This is a genomic window from Bacillus sp. 205(2023) (genome assembly GCF_037027485.1).
Classification (GTDB): domain Bacteria; phylum Bacillota; class Bacilli; order Bacillales; family Bacillaceae; genus Bacillus; species Bacillus halotolerans.
The window spans coordinates 232157-257277 of the sequence record NZ_JAXCHF010000003.1 but is presented as its reverse complement, the minus strand read 5'-3'; the positions used below and the strand labels follow the sequence as shown (position 1 = coordinate 257277).

26 protein-coding genes, 1 riboswitch and 1 other annotated feature are annotated in these 25121 nt (G+C 43.0%); of the genes, 18 read left to right on the top strand and 8 right to left on the bottom strand.

Annotated features, from left to right (window positions below; all coding sequences use genetic code 11):
* Positions 1-67: 67 nt before the first annotated feature.
* The gene (locus tag WA325_RS11735; protein ID WP_024120912.1) at positions 68-820 is read left to right on the top strand and encodes a YjbA family protein; all 753 of its coding nucleotides are present in this window, start codon (positions 68-70) and stop codon (positions 818-820) included.
* 40 nt (positions 821-860) lie between these two features.
* Here WA325_RS11735 and trpS read toward each other — a convergent pair whose 3' ends face one another.
* Complete coding sequence (trpS, locus tag WA325_RS11730; protein ID WP_105990750.1) at positions 861-1853, bottom strand: tryptophan--tRNA ligase; 993 nt, start codon at positions 1851-1853, stop codon at positions 861-863.
* 58 nt (positions 1854-1911) lie between these two features.
* Positions 1912-2123 (bottom strand) — a binding site (T-box leader).
* Positions 2124-2594: 471 nt separating this feature from the next.
* Between trpS and WA325_RS11725 the strand changes: the two genes are divergently transcribed.
* The 8 genes from WA325_RS11725 to spx all read left to right on the top strand — a co-directional run bounded on the left by WA325_RS11725 (position 2595) and on the right by spx (position 10843).
* A complete protein-coding gene (locus tag WA325_RS11725) occupies positions 2595-4232 on the top strand; it encodes a peptide ABC transporter substrate-binding protein (protein ID WP_336183660.1) in 1638 nt (545 codons plus the stop codon).
* Positions 4233-4339: 107 nt separating this feature from the next.
* Positions 4340-5275 (top strand): oligopeptide ABC transporter permease OppB, encoded by a 936-nt coding sequence (oppB, locus tag WA325_RS11720; RefSeq protein ID WP_024120914.1) that lies wholly within the window; start codon positions 4340-4342, stop codon positions 5273-5275.
* A gap of 3 nt (positions 5276-5278) precedes the next feature.
* A complete protein-coding gene (gene oppC, locus WA325_RS11715; protein WP_024120915.1) occupies positions 5279-6196 on the top strand; it encodes an oligopeptide ABC transporter permease OppC in 918 nt (305 codons plus the stop codon).
* A gap of 4 nt (positions 6197-6200) precedes the next feature.
* Positions 6201-7277: an oligopeptide ABC transporter ATP-binding protein OppD gene (gene oppD / locus WA325_RS11710; RefSeq protein WP_105953725.1), complete on the top strand. Its 1077-nt coding sequence runs from the start codon at positions 6201-6203 to the stop codon at positions 7275-7277.
* Between the two features lies 1 nt (position 7278).
* The gene (oppF, locus tag WA325_RS11705) at positions 7279-8196 is read left to right on the top strand and encodes an oligopeptide ABC transporter ATP-binding protein OppF (protein ID WP_024120917.1); all 918 of its coding nucleotides are present in this window, start codon (positions 7279-7281) and stop codon (positions 8194-8196) included.
* A 108-nt stretch (positions 8197-8304) separates the two neighbouring features.
* Entirely contained in the window at positions 8305-9522 is a 1218-nt protein-coding gene (locus WA325_RS11700) for an MFS transporter (protein ID WP_336183684.1), read from the top strand.
* Positions 9523-9689: 167 nt separating this feature from the next.
* A complete protein-coding gene (locus tag WA325_RS11695; RefSeq protein ID WP_010333747.1) occupies positions 9690-10268 on the top strand; it encodes a GNAT family N-acetyltransferase in 579 nt (192 codons plus the stop codon).
* Positions 10269-10447: 179 nt separating this feature from the next.
* On the top strand, positions 10448-10843 hold the full coding sequence (spx, locus tag WA325_RS11690; RefSeq protein WP_024120919.1) for a transcriptional regulator Spx: 396 nt from the start codon (positions 10448-10450) through the stop codon (positions 10841-10843).
* 45 nt (positions 10844-10888) lie between these two features.
* Here spx and WA325_RS11685 read toward each other — a convergent pair whose 3' ends face one another.
* Entirely contained in the window at positions 10889-11545 is a 657-nt protein-coding gene (locus tag WA325_RS11685) for a TerC family protein (RefSeq protein ID WP_044156385.1), read from the bottom strand.
* A gap of 186 nt (positions 11546-11731) precedes the next feature.
* Between WA325_RS11685 and WA325_RS11680 the strand changes: the two genes are divergently transcribed.
* From WA325_RS11680 to pepF, 4 genes are all read left to right on the top strand, one after another.
* Positions 11732-11857: a hypothetical protein gene (locus WA325_RS11680; protein WP_120698858.1), complete on the top strand. Its 126-nt coding sequence runs from the start codon at positions 11732-11734 to the stop codon at positions 11855-11857.
* Entirely contained in the window at positions 11824-12480 is a 657-nt protein-coding gene (gene mecA, locus WA325_RS11675) for an adaptor protein MecA (RefSeq protein WP_024120921.1), read from the top strand. The genes WA325_RS11680 and mecA overlap by 34 nt, the downstream gene beginning before the upstream one ends.
* 157 nt (positions 12481-12637) lie before the next feature.
* On the top strand, positions 12638-13789 hold the full coding sequence (locus WA325_RS11670) for a competence protein CoiA family protein (protein WP_227598261.1): 1152 nt from the start codon (positions 12638-12640) through the stop codon (positions 13787-13789).
* A 229-nt stretch (positions 13790-14018) separates the two neighbouring features.
* Positions 14019-15848 carry an oligoendopeptidase F gene (gene pepF, locus WA325_RS11665; protein ID WP_181185656.1) on the top strand — a complete coding sequence of 610 codons (1830 nt, stop codon included), beginning with the start codon at positions 14019-14021 and terminating at the stop codon, positions 15846-15848.
* A gap of 35 nt (positions 15849-15883) precedes the next feature.
* Here pepF and WA325_RS11660 read toward each other — a convergent pair whose 3' ends face one another.
* From WA325_RS11660 to WA325_RS11640, 5 genes are all read right to left on the bottom strand, one after another.
* Entirely contained in the window at positions 15884-16051 is a 168-nt protein-coding gene (locus WA325_RS11660; protein ID WP_024120925.1) for a hypothetical protein, read from the bottom strand.
* 313 nt (positions 16052-16364) lie between these two features.
* Complete coding sequence (gene spxH / locus WA325_RS11655) at positions 16365-17264, bottom strand: protease adaptor protein SpxH (RefSeq protein WP_024120926.1); 900 nt, start codon at positions 17262-17264, stop codon at positions 16365-16367.
* Positions 17261-17659, bottom strand: coding sequence for a globin domain-containing protein (locus tag WA325_RS11650; RefSeq protein WP_336183659.1), 399 nt, complete (start codon positions 17657-17659; stop codon positions 17261-17263). Before WA325_RS11650 ends, spxH begins: the two co-directional genes overlap by 4 nt.
* A 256-nt stretch (positions 17660-17915) precedes the next feature.
* A complete protein-coding gene (locus tag WA325_RS11645) occupies positions 17916-18647 on the bottom strand; it encodes a lytic transglycosylase domain-containing protein (RefSeq protein ID WP_326325898.1) in 732 nt (243 codons plus the stop codon).
* Positions 18648-18661: 14 nt separating this feature from the next.
* Complete coding sequence (locus WA325_RS11640; RefSeq protein ID WP_024120928.1) at positions 18662-19234, bottom strand: CYTH domain-containing protein; 573 nt, start codon at positions 19232-19234, stop codon at positions 18662-18664.
* A 123-nt stretch (positions 19235-19357) separates the two neighbouring features.
* Between WA325_RS11640 and WA325_RS11635 the strand changes: the two genes are divergently transcribed.
* From WA325_RS11635 to WA325_RS11620, 4 genes are read left to right on the top strand one after another with little or no spacing between them, the layout of a single operon-like run.
* Complete coding sequence (locus WA325_RS11635) at positions 19358-19726, top strand: hypothetical protein (RefSeq protein ID WP_248338269.1); 369 nt, start codon at positions 19358-19360, stop codon at positions 19724-19726.
* 28 nt (positions 19727-19754) lie between these two features.
* Entirely contained in the window at positions 19755-20390 is a 636-nt protein-coding gene (gene yjbM / locus WA325_RS11630; RefSeq protein WP_024120930.1) for a GTP diphosphokinase, read from the top strand.
* Positions 20391-20409: 19 nt separating this feature from the next.
* On the top strand, positions 20410-21210 hold the full coding sequence (locus WA325_RS11625; RefSeq protein WP_010333761.1) for an NAD kinase: 801 nt from the start codon (positions 20410-20412) through the stop codon (positions 21208-21210).
* Between the two features lie 14 nt (positions 21211-21224).
* Positions 21225-22124, top strand: a complete 900-nt coding sequence (locus WA325_RS11620; RefSeq protein WP_202853253.1) for an RluA family pseudouridine synthase — start codon at positions 21225-21227, stop codon at positions 22122-22124.
* Between the two features lie 17 nt (positions 22125-22141).
* Here WA325_RS11620 and prpE read toward each other — a convergent pair whose 3' ends face one another.
* Entirely contained in the window at positions 22142-22879 is a 738-nt protein-coding gene (gene prpE / locus WA325_RS11615) for a bis(5'-nucleosyl)-tetraphosphatase PrpE (protein WP_248338267.1), read from the bottom strand.
* 182 nt (positions 22880-23061) lie between these two features.
* On the opposite strand from prpE, the gene WA325_RS11610 reads away from it, so the two are divergent.
* Positions 23062-24906 (top strand): monovalent cation:proton antiporter family protein, encoded by a 1845-nt coding sequence (locus tag WA325_RS11610; RefSeq protein WP_248338265.1) that lies wholly within the window; start codon positions 23062-23064, stop codon positions 24904-24906.
* Between the two features lie 62 nt (positions 24907-24968).
* A riboswitch (TPP riboswitch) is annotated at positions 24969-25077 on the top strand.
* Positions 25078-25121 lie beyond the last annotated feature (44 nt).

The following is a 25121-nucleotide window of genomic DNA, read 5'->3' as shown; positions in this document are numbered from 1 at the left end:
ATGGAATAATTTCTCTGCACCTTGCCTATACTGTGGACAACAGTTTTTATAAAGTGAGGGGTTAGAGATGTTATTTCTTCATGATGTGTGGGTCAATTGGTTTGAAGGGGAAGAAAATGGCTACAATGTATGCCACTTTCATGAATGGCGCAAGGAAGATACGGTTGAGCTTTTGGATCAGGTGCCTCTCTTAAGGGTGCCGTCAGTATTGTTTCATTACATAGAAAACGATTTGTCAGAGCTTCCAAAAGATTTGCTTGAAGAGGTTCATCAAAAATCGTACATTCGCAAAAATCATGAACGCACAAAGCTGGAGTATTGTTTTGTTGTGACGGACGGAATCGGCATTTTGGCTGTTGATACAATCGGCTACACGATCCCTGTCCGAAAAAGCCGCCTTATTCCGCGCCAGGAGCAGCTCGTGTATGAAATGGTGAAAGATGTAGAGCCGGAAACGTATGAATTTGAGCCGAAGAAGCTGGAGTCCTCAAAAGAATATCATATCTTATCATTGGCACCAGAGCACGTCAGAGGATTAACGAGAAAAGAGCGGCAAATTAAGCAGCTTATGTTTATGGCGCTCGATCAATTAAAAGGGCTGAAAAACCGTGCGGAGATTGGCTACTGGTACACAGAGTGGAACCCGCATATGTATGAGCAAATCAAACGGATGAGCTTTGAAGAGATTTGGGACATGCTGTATAACGAAACCATTGAAGGCTGGTCGGACAAGCATTTGGCTTTTTGCGAAAACCTGATCAAAGGACAGCCTTTTTTCGAGAAGCTTTGGGAAATAGAAAATGAATCAAAGGTAAATTAAAAAAAACCGCTCTTTGCAAATCGCAAGAGCGGTCTTTTTGTTATCGTCTTTTTCGGCCGAGACCCATGGCATTTTCCATTTTTTTGAGCATTTTGTTTGCTGTTCGGTTCGCCCGCTCAGCGCCTTCATCAAGAATCCGGTCTAATTCTTCGGACTCAATCAGTTCATGATAACGGTCTTGAATTGGCTTCAATGCACTGACTACCACTTCTGCTAAATCACCTTTAAACTCGCCATAGCCTTTTCCTTCGTATTTCGCTTCAAGTTCTTCAATCGTCGTATTGCCGAGAATTGAATAAATCGTAAGAAGGTTGGAAACGCCCGGTTTGTTTTCTTTATCAAATTTTACAATACCTTCAGAATCTGTCACAGCGCTTTTGATTTTCTTTTCAAGCTGCTTTGGTTCGTCCAGCAATGTAATAAAAGATTTCTGGTTCGGATCAGATTTACTCATTTTCTTCAGCGGGTCAGTCAGAGACATGATCCGGGCGCCTACTTTTGGAATCTTCACTTCCGGAATTGTAAAGATGTCGTTATATTTTTTGTTAAATCGCTCTGCAAGGTTTCGTGTCAGCTCAAGATGCTGCTTTTGATCCTCGCCGACAGGCACAAGATCTGTTCCGTACAGCAGAATGTCAGCAGCCATCAGCGGCGGGTACGTTAACAGGCCCGAGACAACTGCTTCTTTGCCATTTGACTTGTCCTTAAATTGAGTCATTCGTTCAAGCTCACCGATATAAGCGACGCACTGCATCATCCATCCGGCCTGTGCATGTGCGGGAACCTCTGATTGAATAAACAGTGTTGCCTTTTCAGGGTCGAGACCGACAGCTAGATAAAGCGCAGCCAGACTGCGGATGTTTTTTCTCAGCTGAAGCCGATCCTGAGGCACTGTGATCGCATGCTGGTCTACGATGCAAAAATAGCTGTGATAATCATGCTGCAGTTCGACAAACTGCTTCATTGCACCGATGTAGTTGCCGAGTGTAACGGAACCGCTTGGCTGGATGCCTGAAAAAATCGTCTGTTTCATTGGAAAATCAACCTCATTTCTTAGAACATAATAAAAAAGGCTCATTCTTCCCCTATAAAAAAGGGACGAATGAACCGTGGTACCACCCTGATTATTCCATTAAAATGGAATCACTCTGACGTTTGTAACGGAGACTGCTCCGGCTGAGCCTACTTTTTGGTTCGGTCAGCTGCTCCAAAGTCCATTCCACATTGCCCGATATCTGCTCCCAGCACCGCAGACTCTCTTCAAACGGGTGAAATGTGTACTACTCTTTTTCATAGCAAGCTTTTCTTTTGATTGCTTCATTATAAATCAATTATAACCAATTGTCATCCTGAAAAAACGTTCTTTTTGCATGAAAATTGTAATGATATAAATAAAAGAACAGTTGTAAATCGCCCAAATGATAACCGCTCTCAGCAGTTAAACAGCTAGATATTATATGTATAAAGCAATATGGATTGGAAACTCCTAAAATAGTTTTTAATCAATTTATGCTTTAAACGGTAGAAGGATATCGCGTTATTGGCAGAAAAACTAACGAAGTTTAAAAATTTTAAATTGATAAAATAATATTGCAATAAAGAATTTGTTTCATTATAATGAACTTGTTCACTCTATTGTTACAGCTTTTTTACAAAAATAATCAGAAAAGACGGAACAGAATAAAAGTTATGTAAACTCAGGTTCATTTGTCTGATATTTCTGAGGATTTGGCCGTAAGGAGCTGAAAAAATGATTATTAGGGGGTTTGTGGATATGAAAAAACGTTGGTCGATTGTCACGTTAATGCTCATTTTCACTCTCGTGCTGAGCGCATGCGGCTTTGGCGGCAGCGGTTCAAACGGTGATGGGAAAAAAGACAGCAAAGGGAAGACGACTCTTAACATTAATATTAAAACTGAGCCGTTCTCCTTACATCCCGGCTTGGCAAATGACTCGGTATCAGGCGGGGTTATCCGTCAGACTTTTGAAGGATTGACACGTATTAATGCAGAGGGTGAGCCTGAAGAAGGCGCAGCTTCTAAAATTGAAACAAGCAAAGATGGAAAAACCTATACGTTTACGATTCGTGATGATGCAAAGTGGTCAAACGGTGACCCTGTCACAGCGCAAGATTTTGAATATGCATGGAAATGGGCGCTTGATCCTAATAACGAATCACAATACGCTTACCAGCTCTACTACATAAAAGGTGCTGAGGCGGCAAATACCGGTAAAGGCAGCCTTGATGATGTGGCAGTGAAAGCAGAAAACGATAAGACATTAAAGGTTGAACTAAACAACCCGACTCCATACTTCACTGAATTAACAGCATTTTATACTTATATGCCGATTAACAAAAAAATTGCAGAGAAAAACAAAAAGTGGAACACAAATGCCGGAGACGATTATGTGTCAAACGGGCCATTTAAGATGACGGCATGGAAACACAGCGGGTCTATCGATCTTGAAAAGAATGATCAATACTGGGAAAAAGACAAAGTCAAACTGAAGAAAATCAATATGGTTATGATCAACAACAACAATACTGAACTGAAAAAATTCCAAGCTGGCGAACTTGATTGGGCCGGTTTGCCGCTCGGACAGCTTCCGACTGAATCGCTCCCTAGCTTGAAAAAAGACGGTTCTTTACATGTTGAGCCAATGGCGGGTGTGTATTGGTACAAATTCAATACTGAAGCGAAGCCGTTAGACAACGTCAATATCCGTAAAGCATTATCTTATGCGATTGACCGCCAATCGATTGTTAAAAACATTACACAGGGTGAACAAATCCCGGCAATGGCTGCGGTGCCGCCGACAATGAAGGGGTTTGAAGATAACAAAGAAGGCTACTACAAAGACAACGATGTCAAAACGGCAAAAGAATACCTTGAAAAAGGCCTGAAGGAAATGGGCTTAAGCAAAGCATCTGATCTGCCGAAAATCAAATTGTCTTATAACACAGATGACGCACATGCGAAAATCGCTCAAGCCGTACAAGAAATGTGGAAGAAAAATTTAGGCCTGAATGTTGAGCTTGATAACTCGGAGTGGAATGTATATATTGATAAGCTTCACAGCCAAGATTATCAAATCGGCCGTATGGGCTGGCTTGCCGACTTCAATGATCCTATGAACTTCCTTGAAATGTTCCGTGACAAAGACGGAGGTAATAACGATACCGGCTGGGAAAATCCGGAATTCAAGAAGCTTTTGAACCAGTCACAAACTGAAACTGATCCAACTAAACGTGCTGAGCTGCTGAAAAAAGCAGAAAGTATTTTCATTGATGAAATGCCAGTAGCGCCAGTTTATTTTTATACGATTCCTTGGGTGCAAGACGAAAATCTGAAAGGAACCATCATTACTGGAACCGGAGAAATTTATTTCAGAAACGCGTACTTTCAATAAGTCTTATTTGTGAAAACAAAAACCTCAAGGTATATGGGGACTTATTTCCCATATACCTTTCTTACTGATGGATTGTAAAAATGTAAAAATCATGGAGGTGTTCCCCCTTGCTAAAATATATTGGAAGACGTTTAGTCTATATGATTATCACATTATTTGTGATTGTAACCGTGACATTCTTCTTAATGCAAGCAGCACCGGGCGGGCCGTTTTCGGGTGAGAAAAAGCTTCCGCCTGAAATTGAAGCAAACTTAAATGCGCATTATGGTTTGGACAAGCCGCTGTTTGTACAATACGCGAGCTATTTGAAATCTGTTGCAATGTGGGATTTCGGACCGTCATTTAAATATAAAGGTCAGAGTGTCAATGACCTGATCAGTTCAGGTTTCCCCGTTTCATTCACTCTTGGAGCAGAAGCTATTCTCCTCGCTTTAGCGTTTGGTGTATTGTTTGGGGTGATTGCAGCCCTTTACCATAATAAGTGGCAGGATTATACCGTCGCGATTTTAACGATCTTTGGTATTTCAGTTCCGAGCTTTATCATGGCGGCTGTGCTGCAATATGTGTTCTCCATGAAGCTTGAGCTGTTTCCGGTCGCGGGGTGGGAGTCCTGGTCATACACCTTTTTGCCTTCCATCGCACTTGCTTCCATGCCGATGGCGTTTATTGCCAGACTTTCCCGTTCAAGCATGATCGAAGTGTTAAACAGTGATTATATTCGCACAGCGAAAGCAAAAGGGCTGTCGCGTCCTGCAGTTACAGTGCGGCACGCCATCCGAAACGCGCTGTTGCCAGTCGTTACATATATGGGCCCTATGGCCGCTCAAGTTTTAACTGGAAGCTTTATCATTGAAACCATTTTTGGAATCCCGGGGCTTGGTTCACACTTCGTAAACAGTATTACAAACCGTGATTATACAGTCATTATGGGTGTAACGGTGTTCTTCAGTGTCATCCTGCTTTTATGTGTATTAATCGTAGACGTGTTATACGGCATTATTGATCCAAGAATTAAGCTTTCCAAAGCAAAGAAAGGAGCCTAGGCCATGCAGAACATTCCAAAAAACATGTTTGAACCAGCCGCAGCGAATGCCGGCGATGCTGAGAAAATAAGTAAAAAGAGCCTTTCCCTCTGGAAAGATGCGATGTTACGCTTCCGCAGCAATAAGCTTGCGATGGTCGGGCTTGTTATTATTGTTCTCATTATTCTCATGGCGATTTTTGCGCCTGTTTTCTCAAAATATGATTATTCGACTACCAATCTCTTAAATGCGGATAAGCCGCCTTCAAAAGATCACTGGTTCGGGACTGATGATCTAGGAAGGGACATTTTCGTCCGTACATGGGTAGGTGCGCGAATTTCAATCTTTATCGGTGTCGCAGCCGCTGTTCTTGACTTGCTGATCGGTGTTATTTGGGGCAGTATTTCAGGGTTCCGCGGAGGCAGAACAGATGAGATTATGATGCGTATCGCAGATATCCTTTGGGCTGTTCCTTCATTATTAATGGTTATCCTGCTGATGGTCGTTCTTCCGAAAGGGCTGTTAACAATTATTATTGCTATGACGATTACGGGCTGGATTAACATGGCCAGAATCGTTCGCGGACAAGTGCTGCAGCTGAAGAACCAGGAATACGTGCTTGCGTCGCAGACACTCGGGGCGAAAACATCCCGTCTGCTGTTTAAACATATCGTGCCGAACGCAATGGGCTCTATTTTAGTCACGATGACACTAACTGTTCCAACCGCGATTTTTACAGAAGCCTTTTTAAGCTATTTAGGACTTGGTGTTCCGGCTCCTCTTGCAAGCTGGGGAACGATGGCTTCTGACGGATTGCCTGCATTGACCTATTATCCGTGGCGTTTGTTTTTCCCTGCCGGTTTTATCTGCATTACGATGTTTGGTTTTAACGTTGTCGGCGACGGATTAAGAGACGCATTGGATCCTAAGTTACGTAAATAAGGGAGTGATACGGGTGACACGCCTATTAGAAGTAAAAGATTTAGCGATTTCATTTAAAACATACGGCGGAGAGGTCCAGGCGATCCGCGGAGTGAATTTCCATCTGAATAAAGGAGAAACATTGGCAATCGTCGGGGAGTCAGGCTCCGGAAAAAGTGTGACATCTCAAGCGATCATGAAGCTGATACCGATGCCCCCGGGTTATTTTAAACGCGGTGAGATTTTATTTGACGGCAAGGATTTAGTGCCGCTGTCCGAAAAAGAGATGCAAAATGTACGGGGGAAAGAGATCGGAATGATATTCCAAGATCCGATGACCTCTTTAAATCCGACAATGAAAGTCGGCAAACAAATTACGGAAGTGCTTTTTAAACACGAAAACATTTCAAAGGAAGCTGCGAAAAAACGTGCTGTTGAGCTGCTGGATTTAGTAGGGATCCCAATGCCGGAAAAACGGGTCAACCAATTTCCGCACGAGTTTTCAGGCGGGATGAGACAGCGTGTTGTCATTGCGATGGCACTTGCGGCGAATCCGAAGCTGTTAATTGCCGATGAACCGACAACTGCTCTCGACGTGACCATCCAAGCGCAGATTCTTGAATTGATGAAAGAATTGCAAAAGAAAATCGACACTTCCATCATCTTTATCACTCACGATCTCGGTGTTGTGGCAAACGTTGCTGACCGGGTCGCTGTCATGTACGCGGGACAGATTGTAGAAACCGGTACGGTAGACGAAATTTTTTACGATCCGAGACATCCGTATACTTGGGGGCTGCTGGCATCCATGCCGACACTTGACAGCTCAGGAGACGAACAGCTGACGGCAATCCCGGGCACGCCGCCTGATTTGACAAATCCTCCAAAAGGAGATGCCTTTGCGCTCCGGAGCTCATATGCGATGAAAATTGATTTTGAACAGGAGCCGCCAATGTTTAAGGTTTCCGATACTCATTATGTGAAATCGTGGCTGCTTCATCCTGATGCGCCAAAGGCAGAGCCGCCTGAAACGGTAAAAGCGAAAATGCGTACGCTGGCGAATACGTATCAAAAACCTGTCTTAGTGAGAGAAGGTGAATAAATTGACGGAGAAATTATTAGAAATCAAACATTTAAAACAGCACTTTGTTACGCCGAGAGGAACGGTTAAAGCCGTAGATGACCTGTCGTTTGATATCTATAGGGGCGAAACATTAGGTCTGGTTGGTGAATCTGGCTGCGGTAAATCGACAACAGGCCGAAGTATCATTCGGCTGTACGAAGCAACTGATGGCGAGGTGCTGTTTAACGGTGAAAATGTTCACGGTAAAAAATCCCGCAAAAAGCTGCTCGAATTCAACCGAAAAATGCAAATGATTTTCCAGGATCCATATGCATCGCTGAATCCGAGAATGACAGTCGCAGATATTATTGCAGAAGGCCTCGACATTCATAAGCTGACGAAAACGAAGAAAGAGCGTATGCAGCGGGTTCATGAGCTCCTGCAAACAGTCGGTTTAAACAAGGAGCATGCCAACCGTTATCCGCATGAATTTTCCGGCGGACAGCGGCAAAGAATCGGGATCGCGAGAGCTCTTGCCGTTGATCCTGAATTTATTATCGCGGATGAACCGATTTCTGCATTGGATGTGTCTATTCAGGCACAGGTCGTGAACTTAATGAAAGAACTCCAAAAGGAAAAAGGGCTCACCTACTTGTTTATCGCTCATGATTTATCAATGGTCAAATACATCAGCGACCGTATCGGAGTGATGTATTTCGGAAAGCTGGTTGAACTTGCGCCGGCAGATGAACTTTACGAAAACCCGCTACATCCGTATACAAAATCATTGCTTTCTGCCATTCCGCTTCCTGACCCGGATTATGAGAGAAATCGTGTCCGCCAGAAATACGATCCGTCCGTGCATCGGCTAAAGGATGGAGAAAAGATGGAATTCCGTGAAGTAAAACCAGGTCATTTTGTGATGTGCACGGAAGAAGAATTTAAAGCCTACTCATAATAAGTTGAAAATCCTTCAAAACAAATGTTTTGAAGGATTTTTTGATTTGGCTGATAGAAAGTAAGAGTCATATATTTTACAATTAGAGGAAAAACGGAGGCGGACACTATTCAAATTATTCATCAGAAAAATGTCTTTGCGCTGCTTCTGTCGCAATCTCTGCAATCTTTAGCTGGAGTACTGGTGACAATCGTTTTAATGGTAAGGGTCTATCAAATGACCGACTCTGTCTTTTTTTCGGGTCTTATTTTATCATTCATGTCGTTTGCAAGTGTTGCGGCAAGCTTTTGCATTTCAGATGCACTCCATAAGCTTGGTTTTAAAAAGGTGCTTGCCGGTGCAAGTCTGCTGAGAGCGGTCTTTGCGATGCTAATCGCATACAGTGTCAGCCAAAACGGAATTTCCTCCTTGACCTTGACGCTTCTGTTTGTTTTTTGTTTTTCATTTTCGGGCGCCTTTTTTCAGCCGGCAAGGTTCGCGCTGCTGCCTGTCATTGTTTCAAAAGAGCATTACGTGAAAGCAAACGGCGTGATTTCACTCGCTAATCAATTGTTTTTAACAGCTGGCTGGGGACTTGGAGGTCTTCTTACATATGCTGTATCTTTTGAGTTCGTTGTCGGCAGTGCCATTTGCCTGTTTGTCTTTTCCGGAGCTTTCATCAGCCTGCTTCATGTGAACGATGAAGGAATGAAAAGAACAGCTGAAACAGCATCTGCCAGAAGTGTATGGAAGGATCTGATGACAACCCCGATTGTAAGAGACATCACTGCAATGGACATGATAGAAGCTCTTGCCGGCTCAGTTTGGTCATCTGCCATTCTTTTGGCTTTTACAGTGGCTGTTCTGCATGAAACAGAAGTGTGGTGGGGAATCTTTAACGCTTCTTATTTTATAGGTGCTTTGATCGGCAGTGTCATTGCCATCCATTTTTCTGCATTTTTTGAGCGAAACATGGGGTGCGCGATTATATTCAGCTCACTTGTGATGTCAGTGCTGACATTTTTCTTTGCGGTTTCTCCCTTGCCGCTTTTATGCGCCCTGGCTTGCGCGGCGATGGGGCCTTTTTATCAGGTCAGAGATATTTGTCAGGAAACCGTATTGCAGGAGGTCATTCCGGCACATAAGCGCATCGGGATCATGGCTGCCAAAAACGCGATGTTGACTCCTTGGTCTGGTGTTACCTATTCCATCATGGGACTGCTGGCTGATGCTGCTGGTGCAAAAACAGCTTTTATTTCGGCGGCTGTATTATACGGCATTACTTTTTTGATTGCGTTGGCGCATCCCGGCCTGATTCATTACAAACGGGAAAAACACGCGAATTGAGCATGATCAAACATCTCCGGTGGAACGACGAATCGTCTTACTTGCCGAAAAAAAAATGAAACCATGCGGAAAGTTCGTACGTCTTTATAGATGTAAGGCTGTTTAAACAAGAAGAAATGGGGTATATCTAAAAGTATGAAGACAACGAACTCATAAGGAGCAAATCAATGAACTGGTACGAAAAGCTTAGCGAGTACTTTCCAATTGAAGAATTGAAATCAAAAGCGCATATGGAAGCTCTTTTGAAAGAGCGAAGCGATATTTATCATAAAGACGAAGGCAAGCATCATATTTTAATGTTTGCGGAATTTGAATCTTTTATCTTCGTTGATTATCTGTATGTGTCAAAAGATGCAAGAGGGCAGGGGCTTGGCGGCAAACTGATTGCCAAGCTGAAAAAGAAAAATAAGCCGATATTGCTTGAGGTGGAGCCTGTGGATGAAGATGATGCTGATACAGAAAAACGCCTGAGATTTTATCAAAGAGAGCATTTTAAGCATGCTCAGTCAATTGGGTACCGGCGCCGGTCATTGGCTACGAATGAAGTCAACAAGATGGAGATTCTGTACTGGTCACCGAAAACAGAATCAGAAGAAGAAATCCTTGAAGCCATGAAACAGACATATGAAAACATTCATACTTATAAAGATGAGAAATGGTACGGGGAATCATACGAAAAAACGGATGAAGTCCTGACACTCATTGATGAAGAAAAGCAAAAAAATATTTTCGATGAGTTAAGCTAATTGAGAATGCAAACACATGAATAAAATAAAAATTTGCTGGATTGACACATTTTTTTCTTAGGATACTGTTCACACTTACTTTTTTATAGTATAATACCTATAAAGATTCCTTTTTTAGAGTAATTTCAATTTAAGAATAAAATAGATGTTCATCCTACTAATTAGAGGAGTGAAGATGAATGGTTACATTATACACATCACCAAGCTGTACTTCATGCAGAAAGGCGAGAGCGTGGCTCGAGGAGCATGAGATTCCTTATGTAGAAAGAAACATTTTCTCTGAACCTTTATCAATTGATGAAATAAAACAAATCTTAAGAATGACTGAGGACGGAACAGATGAAATCATCTCAACCCGTTCAAAAGTATTCCAAAAATTGAATGTGAACGTTGAATCAATGCCGCTGCAAGACTTGTACCGCTTGATCAACGAGCACCCAGGTTTGCTTCGCCGTCCGATCATCATCGATGAAAAACGTTTGCAGGTCGGATACAATGAAGACGAAATCAGACGTTTCCTGCCAAGAAAAGTCCGCTCTTTCCAATTAAGAGAAGCACAGCGTTTGGCAAACTAATAGATCGCACGTTAAAAAGAAGGCTGAGACATCATCAGCCTTCTTTTATTTTTCAACCTGCTGATAATAAATGCTGGCAAGGATGACAAAGACGACAGTTAAAATGGGGAGAAGCGCTTCAACGGCGCCGTGCTGAGCCATAAAAAAAGACAGCTTTTTATCCCGGACAATCATTTCTCCGCCTGTATAAGCCAATAATCCGCTTCCCGCATAAATCAATAAAGGTATTTTCTCAAGCGCGATGTGGATAAGTTTGCTTCCCCAAATAATTACCGGCACCGATACACACAGACCAATCATAACGAGAGAAAGCTCACCGTGCGACGCTCCTGCGACAGCAATTACATTGTCCAGCGACATAAACAGGTCTGCGAGTACAATTGTTCGTATGGCTTTCCACAGAGAGGTGCTGCTTTTGACGTGCTGGGCGTCTTTTTTTTCAATTAATAGCTGGTATCCCAAATATAGAAGGAAAATTCCGCCGGCGCATTGCAGGAAAGGAATATTTAAAAGATAAACTGCTGCGCTTGTTAATCCGATTCTCATCGCAACGGCGATAAATGTTCCGAGAATAATGGCTTGCTGTCTTTGCTTGTCCGGTAAATTTCGGCTGGCCATGGCGATCACGACTGCATTATCGCCGCCGAGAATCAGATCAATTCCGACGATAAGCAGCAGCGATATCAGATAGTCATGCTCCATGAATCGGCACCTCGCTTTCGTTCCATCGCTTGTACCACTAATATATGAAGCGGGAGGCAATTTATGATAGCGGAGCGGAAGACAAGCCATTTTTTGGCCGAAGATGCATTTTTATTTCTTTTGTGACTGATTTATCATAAAATAGAAATACAAAGGAATTCACACTTGCCTTGGTTCAAGGTTAAGATGTGGACGGAATGGGTAAAGTGTAGTAAAGTACTATTAATCGGGAGCTTAGATGTCCCTTCAACATCTTATATAGAAGGGAAGGTTGGCAAATGGAAATTGAAAGAATTAACGAGCATACAGTAAAATTTTATATGTCTTATGGAGATATTGAAGATCGCGGTTTTGACAGAGAAGAAATTTGGTATAACCGTGAGCGCAGTGAAGAACTATTCTGGGAAGTTATGGATGAAGTTCATGAGGAAGAGGAATTCGCTGTTGAAGGTCCTCTTTGGATTCAAGTTCAGGCACTGGACAAAGGATTAGAAATTATCGTCACCAAAGCCCAGCTTTCCAAAGACGGACAAAAGCTCGAACTGCCGATTCCTGAGGATAAAAAGCAAGAACCAGCATCTGAGGATCTTGACGCCTTGCTGGATGATTTTCAAAAAGAAGAGCAAGAAGTCAATCAGGAAGAGAAGGAGCAAAAGCTTCAATTTGTCTTGCGGTTTGATGACTTCGAAGATGTAATTTCTCTATCTAAATTAAACGTTAACGGAAGTAAAACGACTTTATATTCGTTTGAGAACCGATATTATTTATATGTGGATTTTTACAATTTGACTGATGAAGAGGTTGAAAATCAGCTAAGCATCCTGTTGGAGTACGCGTCTGAATCCTCAATCAGCATACACCGTCTTGAAGAATACGGCAAGCTGGTTGTATCAGAGCACGCTCTTGAAACGATAAAAAAACACTTTGCATCATAGCAGACCGATTTCTTGCCGGAAATCGGTTTTTTTCTATTTCAAAACAACATATTGAAGCTGGAAAATCAAAAACATACATATAGGCAAAACATCAGCGAACAGGAGTTCATCGGTTATTTCCAGAAAGAGTTATGAATCTGGAAAGGAGAGATGACAATTGTTTAGTGCTGTGACAGAAGACGGCCAAGTGTTTCACCTCATAGGCAGGCAGAGGAGAGAACAATTAAAGCAGACCAGGTTTTTCTGCCCGGTGTGTGCAGAGGAGCTCGATGTGAAGCTAGGGTCTCAGAAAGCGCCGCATTTTGCCCATAAACAGAACAAGTCCTGCACGATAGACATAGAACCTGAGAGCGCCTATCACTTAGAAGGAAAACGGCAGCTTTATGTATGGCTGAAAACGCAAAAGGCTTCCCCGCTCTTAGAGCCGTACGTGAAAGAGATTAAACAAAGGCCCGACATCTTGGCAAAAGTAAAGGGGGATACGCTTGCAGTTGAATACCAATGCGCGACTCTCGCTCCAGATGTCTTTCAAAAAAGAACAGCCGGTTTCAAACAAGCAGGAATGATACCGCAGTGGATTCTTGGGGGCAGCCGCTTAAAACGGACATCATCATCCTTTTACCAGCTGTCCGCTTTCCATTGGCAGTTTATCAATGCCAGTCCGAACAGTGATCTGTTATGTTACTGCCCCGAAACACATTCTTTCCTGAGGCTCAGCCACATGATCCCGTTTTACACAACCCATTTTTACTGCTCCGTTCAAACGATTCCAATCCGCCAGGCAGCGGCTGAAGATTTATTTTTCACTGAACCAAATTCGTCGTTTAAGCACTCAGATTGGACAGGGGCCATTCTCCGTTTTCGCCGCAAAACTCATCGGTTTCTCTCTAAAGATATGAATCGGATCAGGCTTCTGTTTTATGAAAAACGGCAAACACCTCTCTCTTTTCTTCCGACAGAGGTGTTTGTTCCTGTAAAGAAAGGAGCTGTTTTTAAGAGTCCCGTTTTTGTATGGCAGGGCTATCTTTATCTGTTTATTACGGATCTTGGATATAAACATGCGCCCATTCGCTTTTCAGCCGTTTTGCAGCACTGCAAAATACACATTCATAAAAAGAACATTCTGCTAAGAGGCGTATACAGGGATCAGGATTTCATTGAGGCGGTTAAACAGTACATTGAGTTTTTGTGCAAGAAGGGATTTTTGAGGGAGACTCAGAAAGAAGTATATGTGCTGAATCAGCCCGCAAAGCGCAGCCAATCATTACAGGATCTCATTGAAAAAGACAGAAGCTGTTTTATCGAATGAGTTTTCCTGATTTGGCTCACCCTAAGACAAAGGTGGTGGGCTGGTTGTGAGAAGCACAAAAGGAAAGGTTTTTCGTGTTTTTACTGCTTTTTTGGCATTCGTTCTCTTCATAACTGCATATGATTTGACAAATGGCAGTGAAAAACCGGAAGATATTCACAACACAAGTTTATTGAGAAACAACCGTTTTTTCAATTGGCTTGAATCAAAGAAAACGAGGGGGATCACCATGGCTGAGGAAAAAAAAGCTAATCAACTGCCTGACCGAAGCGAGGTAAAGGTAGAGGACACATGGAGACTAGAGGATATTTTTCCTAGTGATGAGGCCTGGAATAAAGAATTTCAAGCTGTCAAAGAATTAATACCGGAATTATCTAAGTATAAAGGCAAGCTGGCTGATTCAGCTGATCATTTATACGAAGCCCTTACTTACCAAGATAAGGTGATGGAGCGTTTGGGCAAACTTTACACATACGCGCATATGCGCTCAGACCAAGATACCGGGAACTCCTTTTATCAGGGGCTTAATGATAAGGCTGGAAATCTGTATACACAGGCCGCAAGCGCAACAGCCTATCTTGTTCCGGAGATTTTATCCATAGAGGAAGACAAACTGCAGCAGTTTATTCTTGAAAAAGAAGAGCTGAAGCTTTACTCACACGCGATTGAAGAAATCACAAAGGAACGCCCGCACGTGCTGAGCGAGAAGGAAGAAGCGCTGCTGGCTGAAGCTTCTGAGGTGCTGTCTTCGTCGTCAAATACGTTCAGCGTGTTAAATAATGCCGATATTACATTCCCATCAATTAAAGATGAAGAGGGAAAAGAAAAACAGATCACTCACGGCAATTTTATTAATTTCTTAGAAAGCGAAAACCGCGAAGTCCGCAAAAATGCGTTTGACGCTGTATATAAAACATACGGTCAATATAAAAACACAATGGCGACTACCTTGAGCGGGACTGTGAAAAAAGACAACTTCTACGCAAGAATGAAAAAGTACAAATCAGCACGCGAAGCTGCGCTTTCTAACAACAGTATCCCTGAAGAGGTATACGACAATCTCGTCAAAACGATTAACAAGCATCTTCCGCTGCTGCATCGTTATATTGCACTGAGAAAGAAAGTGCTTGAGCTGGATGAAGTGCATATCTATGATCTGTATACACCGCTTGTGAAGGATGCGGGAATGAAGGTTACGTACGAACAAGCTAAAGATTATATGCTAAAGGGGCTTGCACCTTTAGGAGAAGAATACCGCTCTATCTTAAAAGAGGGGCTTGAAAACCGCTGGGTTGATGTTTATGAAAATAAAGGGAAACGCAACGGCGCTTACTCTTCTGGAACATACGGCACAAATCCGTATATTTTAATGAACTGGCATGATAACGTCAATAATCTCTTTACGCTAGTCCATGAGTTCGGCCACTCTGTTCACAGCTACTATACGAGAAAACATCAGCCATATCCTTACGGCAATTACAGCATCTTTGTCGCGGAAGTTGCCTCCACGACAAATGAAGCGCTGCTTGGTGAATATTTGCTGAACAATTTAGAGGACGAAAAACAGCGTTTATATATTCTCAACCATATGCTTGAGGGCTTTAGAGGAACTGTCTTCAGACAAACGATGTTTGCAGAATTTGAACATCTTATCCATATAAAAGCGCAAGAAGGAGAGCCGCTCACACCTGAGCTCTTGACCAATGTATATTATGATCTGAATAAAAAGTATTTCGGAAACGACATGGTGATTGATAAAGAAATCGGACTCGAATGGTCACGGATTCCGCATTTCTATTACAACTACTATGTATATCAGTATGCGACAGGGTACAGTGCGGCCCAGGCGTTAAGCAGCCAAATTTTGAAGGAAGGCAAGCCTGCGGTTGACCGTTATATTGACTTCCTGAAAGCGGGCAGCTCACAATATCCGATCGACATCTTGAAAAAAGCGGGCGTTGATATGACGTCTCCAGAACCGATTGAAGCTGCGTGCAAAATGTTTGAGGAAAAACTTGATGAGATGGAAGAACTGCTGTTAAAAGTAAAGCAGTCTTAAAAAAATTGCCTGTGCATAAATGATGCACAGGCTTTTTAAAATCCTTTAAAGGTTTTCCGATGGTTCAGGCGGTACAAGGTAAACAGAATAGAGAGAAATAGCAGAGGGGATGTAATGTAAAGAGGCAGCATATGCATCATAGCTAATAAATTTAAACAGAAAAAAACAACAATGCACACAATTGAGATTACATTAAACATCATGGCGATCCTCCTCGTCCTTGTTCCTTACAAGCATATGAATGAAATCTGTCAGTTATGTTTTGTGACAAAAATATGAACATTAAGCTTAATGGTTGTCAACAGTCGACAACTTTTGATATGATAAGGATGTGAAATTGATCACAAACAAACATTACCCCTTTGTTTGACCGTGAAAAATTTCTCCCATCCCCTTTGTTGTCGTTAAGACATATGAAACCGCGCTTATCCCGGCGCGGTTTCTTTAGTGCTTTGAACAGAACATATGTTTTATTTTTGCGCAAAAAAACAGCCTCAAGCATATACACGCCTGCGGCTATTTTTCACATGATTGGTATTCATCAGAACTGCTTGTGAGGGACTGCCAAAACATTCCGTGCTTGGCCTCTACTTTGGCAACCTTTTTAGCAAACGCCAATTTTTTCATTTCCTTTTCTACCTCTTCAAGACTCAAATCATATACAAGAGCGATTTCCTTAGAGGCAACGAAACGGAAATATTCAATAAAACATTCCAGAGGCGGTGTTTCCGACGGCTTCGGCTCGTCGCCAAGCATCTCAAATAAGATTTCTTCATATACATGATATGAATAGCTGCCGGGGACTTTAAGTCCTTCATCTTCATGCTGCGTATTAAAAAACGTCAGCGTCGGGGTGGCTGTAACATCCATCTCAGCCGCGATTTTCATGTCGCATTGAAGCGCCTTTACCGCGCTTTGGGAGTGAAGGTCTTTTTGAAATTCCTCGAGATCTAGGCTTGTTTTTGACGCTATTTCCAAAAGCACGTTTTCATCCGTTATATTCTTCTTCGAAACGAACAGACTCTCTTGCATATTCCGAAGAAATTGCATACCGGCTCTTCTTCCTTGAAGTTCGGCTGCCTTAAATGCGAGAGCGGCCATATATGGAGAAGAGAGCGGCTGATCTTGCTCAAACCATACACTGCCGTCACACGGCATACCGGAGCGGCTAGCGATCTTTTCCCAGGCTTCTGCCAGAAGATGCTTTTTGCGTTTCTTATTTAACGCTGTAAGGCTTGCGGATGCGATGATGCGTAAGGTGAAAAAACGTCCGTATCTGATTTTCATTTTTTTTATGACAGGCTCTAAGGACCAGCATTCGGGACATAAAGGGTCAACAAACATGTAGATTTCCAGCGGTTTTTTTGGATGGCCGTGGCAATGGGCGAAGTATTGCTCATGCTGATAGTTTGTCAATATGATCGATCCTCCGCTTCTGTTTGATTCACCATATGCCTTGCTGTCAACTCCAGCCGGCCAAACAAAAATTCACGAATATCGCCCTCTAGTCCTACATGGTCCATTGCGTCTTTCATACAGTTGAGCCACGCATCGGCCCTCTCGTTTGTAATTGGAAAGGGAAGATGTCTTGCCCTGAGCATGGGATGGCCGTGTTCCTCAGTATAAAGGGGAGGCCCGCCTAAATACTGTGTCAAAAATTGCTTCTGTTTCCTGGCCGTTTCTGTTAAATCGCTCGGAAATATGGGCTTAAGCAAAGGATGAGACGCGACACGCTCATAAAAAGTATCAACAAGTTGCGATAGAAGTTCTTCTCCAATCGCTTCATAAGGTGCGTTAAACGATTGTCCCATGTTGACTACTCCTTTAAATATGGCTAATAGGAATCATAATTCCTATTGCAAAAAGTTATTTTCTGTATTTATTTCAATTCATCTATGATTTATTTTAGCAACAAGGCATCATTTCTACAAACAAACTGCCTTTTATGTGCTTGAAGACAGGGTTCGGCTTTAGAGCCGGGTTTGTAATTCATATCATATCACATACAAATCATGAATGTGTAAGATTTCACTCCGCAAAAAAACCGGAGGGCAAGAGCCGCTCCGGTTACGCGTAATAGGTTGCTGTTATTTTTTTTACATAGTTTTGAGTTTCTCTGAAAGGCGGAATGCCTCCGTATCGATCAACGTTTCCAGGTCCGGCGTTATAAGCTGCTAACGCCATCGATACATTGCCATCATATTTATCCAGCATTTGTTTTAAATACTTCGTTCCGCCCTCAACGTTTTGCTGCGGATTAAGCGGATTGGAAACACCAAGTGAGGTTGCTGTTGACGGCATCAGCTGCATTAAGCCCATTGCGCCTGCACCGCTGACGGCTTTTGCATTAAAGCCTGATTCCTGTTTGATGACAGCGCGGATTAATTTTTCATCGACTCCGTATTTGTCAGAGGCTTTTTTTATAGCGCTGTCGATTGAGAGGTCACCCGAACTGATGTTTTTATCCTCTTGTTTGTTTGAGGAGACATCAACAGCGGCTGTTTCAGTGCTTTCACTCGCTTTTGTCATTTGGCCGGCATTGCCGTTTGAATAGGAGGTAAGCCCGTAAGCTGAAAGCAGTGACGGCGATGTCCCGTAAACGCTGTTCAGCTGGCTGAGCGGGCTTGAAGATGCTGCTGACGCTGTTGTTTGCTGGGACAGTCCATTTGTATATTGGCTGAGCAAGGAGCTGAAGCTTGAAAGCGGGCTTTCGGCATTCTGACTGCCCGTGCTGCTTGCATTTGATATAGACTGTAATGCCTGAAGCTGAAGGAGAGCCGCCCAATTCGTTACGTTCACTATGTCATTCCACCTTATATAGACTTTCGTTTTTCTTCATAAAAACGCTGAATTTTATTTTTGGTTTCACGCAGAGGAATACTGAATTGCTGAAGCAGCTTTTCAAAGGCCAGTTTGCCTTCATGCCAGTCAGCCGCCTCAAATTCGATTTCATAATCCTCTTTATTTAAATATCGGCTGTGATCTAAAACTATTAAACCTTTTTCTGTTTCTTTTTCTGCACGATTTGTTGCTAAAGATCCAAAATAATGAATCGCGTCTGTATCGATGTGAAGCTTCTTCAGCTGGTCCTCGACAGGTCCTTTCGGAATCGTGAAACGTGTAAAGTCGGATACGCCGGAAAGTTTCTGGTGGGTTTCCAGAAGTCCAACTTCAGCCGGTTCTTTTAACGTCAGCACATACTCGCCATTTTTCTTGCGTATTCGAAGCGCCGCATGTTTTTGTTTCAGTGCGAAGCTGTTGGTATCAAAATAGTGATTCTCTTGATTTGTAAATTCTTTTTCTGTCAAGTGCAGTGCTGCAGCTATGTTTTCAAATTCATGTTTTGTCAGCAGATTTTTAAATTCAATTTCAATTTCTTGGCTCATGATTGTCTTCCTTTCAGCTCTGTAAATCTCATTTTTACTATTATCTCTTTAGATGTTAGGTTTATCAATATCGAGCTTGATATGATAAAATGAATCTGTACTTTGTTTATAAAGGAGAGCATTATGCAAAACAGAATCGAAATCGTAAATGCAACACTATCGGATGATGAGCTTCGCCTAACCTGTGAGACAGAAGGAATCGAAGCAGAGCGCAAGCCGTCAGGTCAAATGCTTGTTGATTCTGACAACATTGCTTTTGTATACATACTTGAATTAGCTGATTCTTTTGAATATGTCATGATAAAGGAACATATATGGCCTGAACTGAAGCAGGCCTATGATCAAAGAAAACCGATTGTTTTAGAGGCAGGGAAGGAAAGCATTGAGCTGTCAGGCCTTTATGAGGAGCTGGAGTATCTTTTAGAAAATATTAAAGATAATGCGAACTACGGAGAAGAAATGGAAGAAAAAGTGAAACGCGTATTTCTATAGAAACTGGTGCTGAATTGGGGGATGTATGATGGATGACAAGCAATGGGAGCGTTTTTTAGTGCCGTACCGCCAGGCTGTTGAAGAATTAAAAGTGAAGCTCAAGGGGATCCGCACGCTTTATGAATATGAGGATGACCATTCACCGATTGAGTTTGTGACAGGACGCGTCAAGCCTGTGGCGAGTATACTCGAAAAAGCCAGACGGAAAAGCATACCGTTACATGAAATTGAAACCATGCAGGATATCGCAGGCCTTAGGATCATGTGCCAATTTGTCGATGACATCCAATTTGTAAAGGAAATGCTGTTTGCCCGAAAAGATTTCACCGTTGTGGATCAGAGAGATTATATTGCAGAACATAAAGAGAGCGGGTATCGGTCATATCACCTTGTCGTGATGTATCCTTTGCAGACGATATCCGGAGAGAAACATGTTCTTGTTGAAATACAGATCCGTACGCTGGCGATGAATTTTTGGGCGACCATTGAGCATTCATTAAATTATAAATACAGCGGAAACATTCCTGAAAAAGTAAAACTGAGGCTCCAGCGCGCTTCTGAAGCGGCTTCGCGGCTTGATGAAGAGATGTCGGAGATCAAGGGTGAAATACAGGAAGCTCAAGCTGCCTTTTCCAGAAAGAAAAAAGGAAGCGAGCATCAATAGGTAAAGGGGAAGAAAAAGCATGAAATTTGCCGTATCGTCAAAAGGAGATAATGTTTCTGATACGCTGAAAAGCAAAATACAGGCGTATTTATTGGATTTTGACATGGAACTGGATGAAAATGAACCGGAAATCGTCATTTCAGTCGGGGGCGACGGGACGCTTTTATACGCTTTTCACAGATACAGCGACAGGTTAGATAAAACAGCTTTTGTCGGCGTTCACACGGGTCATCTTGGGTTTTATGCGGACTGGGTTCCTCATGAAATTGAAAAACTGGTGCTCGCAATTGCGAAAACACCGTATCATACTGTGGAATATCCGCTCCTTGAAGTGATAGTGACCTATCATGAAAATGAGCGAGAGGAAAGATATTTGGCGTTAAATGAATGTACGATTAAAAGCATAGAAGGAAGCCTTGTGGCGGATGTGGAAATCAAAGGGCAGCTCTTTGAAACGTTCCGAGGCGACGGCCTTTGCCTGTCCACGCCTTCCGGGAGCACAGCCTATAATAAAGCGCTGGGCGGAGCAATTATCCACCCATCCATCAGAGCGATTCAGCTGGCGGAAATGGCATCTATCAATAACCGCGTATTCCGGACGGTCGGATCACCGCTCCTTCTCCCTTCCCATCATGATTGCATGATTAAACCGAGAAACGAAGTTGACTTTCAAGTAACAATTGACCATTTAACCCTGCTTCATAAGGATGTAAAGTCCATCCGCTGCCAGGTTGCATCCGAAAATGTAAGATTTGCAAGATTCCGTCCGTTTCCGTTTTGGAAAAGAGTCCAGGATTCATTTATCGGAAAAGGTGAGTAGAAAGAGGACGTATCGTGGAGCAATTTATTATTGAAAAGAACATCACTTCCGCTGAAGACGGAATGACCTTAAAGGAATATGCGGGCGAGCTGGGGATTTCGAAACGTCTGCTGACCGATATCAAGTTTAGCGGAGGAGATCTTCTCATTAACGGTGAGCATGTGACTGTTAAATACGTATTGAGAGACGGAGACCTTCTAGTTGTAAAGTTTCCTGAGGAACAGGTGAGCGAGACGCTTTTGGCCGAGCCTGTTCCGCTCGATATTCTGTATGAGGATGAACACGTGCTTGTGATAAACAAACAGCCGTATGTGTCATCTATTCCGTCGCGAGAGCACCCGGCGGGAAGCATCGCAAATGGCATCATCCATCACTACCAAAAAAACGGAGTGCGGGCCACAGTGCATCTTGTCACCCGGCTAGACCGGGACACGTCTGGTGTCATGCTGATTGCCAAGCATCGCTTTGCCCACTCCATTTTATCGTCGGCACAAAAAAACGGCCTTGTGAAACGCAGATATGTTGCGGTTGTGCATGGACGTATGACAGAGACAGAGGGAAAGATAGACGCCCCGATTGACAGACATCCTGACAGTATCATTGAACGGATGGTGACACCGGGCGGTCAGAAGGCTGTTACTCACTTTCGTGTCACACGTATAACAGATGACTTAACCTCGGTGGCATTGCAGCTTGAGACAGGGCGGACCCACCAGATTCGCGTCCATATGAGCTACCTCGGACACCCGCTGTGCGGCGATACGTTGTACGGCGGAACGAGACAAAAGATTGACAGGCAGGCGCTGCACAGTGAGCAGCTGTCGTTTATCCACCCGCTGACGCAGGAGAAAATGACGTTTCATGCGGCTCTGCCGCACGATATGCAAGAATTAGTTAAAGGAGAGAATCATTAAAACGATTCTCTCCTTTTTTATATGGCGCGAAATCTAGATTCGTCATAGGGCATAGAGCTTGGAACGGAGACTGTCTCCAGTTCGGGAAAACGCAAGGCCGTCAGTTCATTCCCAAACACACAGCCTGTATCAATGTTAATGGTGCGATTTATGATGCGGGGCTCTTTAACAGGTGTGTGTCCGTATACAACCCATGCTTTCCCGTTATAGGCGGCGGCCCAATCCCTCCTGACGGGTCTTCCGTCCGGATACGTTTCACCCGTCACATCGCCGTAAAGCACAAAGTCCTTTACTCTTCTTGTGTTTTTGCCGATATCGTCAGCCTTTATGCCAGCATGGGCGACAACCAATTCTCCATTATGTAAGATGTCGTAAAGCGGCGCAGTTTCATAAAGCTTCATAAATTGTTCGCTGACTTTTTTTCTTTCTTCCTCAGAAAGTGCTTTAAGCTCTGCCGCAGTTGTTTCAAGACCGTGCATTACTTTAACAGGATTTCCTTTTAAGTAGCGGTATAGCTTGTTGCAATGATTTCCCGGGACATAACGCACTGCTCCTTGTTCATAAGCGCGGGCTACAAAGCGGATGACTTCAATTGATTTAGGGCCTCGGTCTGTCAAATCTCCGGCAAAAACAAGCATCCTGCCTTCATCATGTACAGGCAATCCATTTTTTATTGTGTATCCAAGTTTTTCTATCAGGGCTGTCATTTCATCGTAGCAGCCATGAATATCGCTGATAATATCGTAGTAAGCCATGCAGCATCCTCCTTACTCATGATTTTATTTATTATGAAGCAAATTGCTGTGAGTCATCACCAGCTTTTATGTGCAAATTATAGAAGAATCATTTTCTAAAAAAAATGAGACCTTATTACTTTATTTTTTATCATCACCCTTGTTAAAATCGCGTTATGTTTTTTTAAAAGGAGGTTCAGATTATGGCGCATACATCTGTCGCATCATTAGTTGTCGTACTTATCGTTGCATTTTTAACTCCCATCCTTTTGCATCGGTTTAAACTCAGCATCCCTGTTGTAGTTGCTGAAATTATTATGGGATTGATTATAGGAAAAAGCGGCCTTAATTTAGTTGTGGAGGGTGATACTTGGCTTCAGACGCTCTCTATGCTCGGATTTATCTTTTTAATGTTTTTAAGCGGGCTTGAAATTGATTTTTCATCCTTTGAGAGAGGAAAGAAAAAGCAGTTTTTGCAAAACGGCAAGGAAGCACCCAATACATTTGCCACAGCATCCATTATTTTTATCGGTATTTTTATTTTATCATTGCTGCTGTCCTATGGGTTCGTCTTGGCAGGATTTATCCAAAATGCTTTTTTAATGACGCTTATTATTTCTACGATTTCGTTAGGTGTTGTTGTTCCAACCTTAAAGGAAGAACGGATCATGGATTCAAACATCGGGCAGATTATCCTGCTTGTTGCTGTGATTGCTGACTTGGTCACTATGATTCTTCTTGCTGTATTTTCTTCTCTATACGGAGAGGACAGCGGAAACATGTGGCTCTTGATGATCCTGTTCGCAGCCGGAGTAGTGCTTTACTTTTTCGGCCGGGTCTTCAAACACCGTTCTTTTGTTCAGTCCATGTCAAAAGGGACGATCCAGATCGGGACTCGTGCTATTTTCACCTTAATTATCGTACTGGTGGCTCTGTCTGAATCACTGGGGGCAGAAAATATTCTCGGCGCTTTCTTAGCGGGCGTACTTGTTTCCCTGCTCTCGCCGAACAAGGAATTGGTTCAGCAGCTTGATTCCTTCGGCTACGGGTTCTTAATACCGATTTTCTTTGTGATGGTCGGTGTAAAATTGGATATTTGGACACTTTTTCAGGACCCGAAAATTTTAGTGATGATTCCGCTGCTGCTTATGGCGCTGTTAGTAAGCAAAATTCTTCCTGTCCTGTACTTGAAGAAATGGTATGATAACCGCACAATATTGGCGTCTGGTTTCCTGCTGACATCAACGCTTTCTCTTGTGATTGCCGCTGCGACAATCGGCCAGCAGCTTCATGTAATCAGCGCGAATATGTCAGGAGCGCTTACGCTGGTTGCGGTTATTGCAAGTATTTTTACGCCGGTCGGTTTTAAAAAGCTGTACAAAAAACAGGAGCAGCCGGAGGAGAAAAAGAAGATCACATTTATCGGCGCTAATCAAATGACACTGCCTGTGACACTTGAATTGCCTGAGAACGAGTATGAAGTGCGTGTCGTGCACGTTTATCAAGAAAACGCTGAGGAAAAGCTGTCAGACTCAGTATTTTCCGTCGAACCGATTTCTGATTATGAGCATCAAACCCTTGAATCTCTCGGTATATTTGATACAGAAATCCTTGTAGTGGCGACAGGGGATGAAGACATGAATACGGACATCGCATTATACGCCAAAGAAAAAGGAACAGAAAGAGTCATTGCCAGCACCGGATCACCGGAGAACGAAGCGAAATTGAAAGAGCAGGGCATCAGCATCTTTTCCATCTTGCTGTCGACCAAAACGCTGCTTCGCGCGCTGATAGAAGCGCCTGGCGTCATGAAACTGCTCACGAACCAGGAGTCTTCGCTGTATCAAATTAATATGGAAAACAGCAAATACGATGGCGTGATTCTCCGTGAATTTCCTTTAACAGGGGACGTGATTTTTGTCAGGATTTTCCGGGGTGTCGACAGCATCGTTCCTCACGGCGATACAAGACTGAAAATCGGAGACCGCTTAATTGTCACCGGATCACGCGGGTACGTAACCGATCTTAAGAAAACATTGGAAGGATAATATCTTGACCAAATAAGGATTCGTGTTAAGATAGAGGTGCAGAACAATTCAATATGTATTCGTAAAACCACTAGGGGTGTCCTTTATAAGGGCTGAGATAAAAGTGTGACTTTTAGACCCTCATAACTTGAACAGGTTCAGACCTGCGTAGGGAAGTGGAGCGGTATTTGTGTTATATAACTATGCCAATTCCAAACCACTTTTCCTTGCGGGAA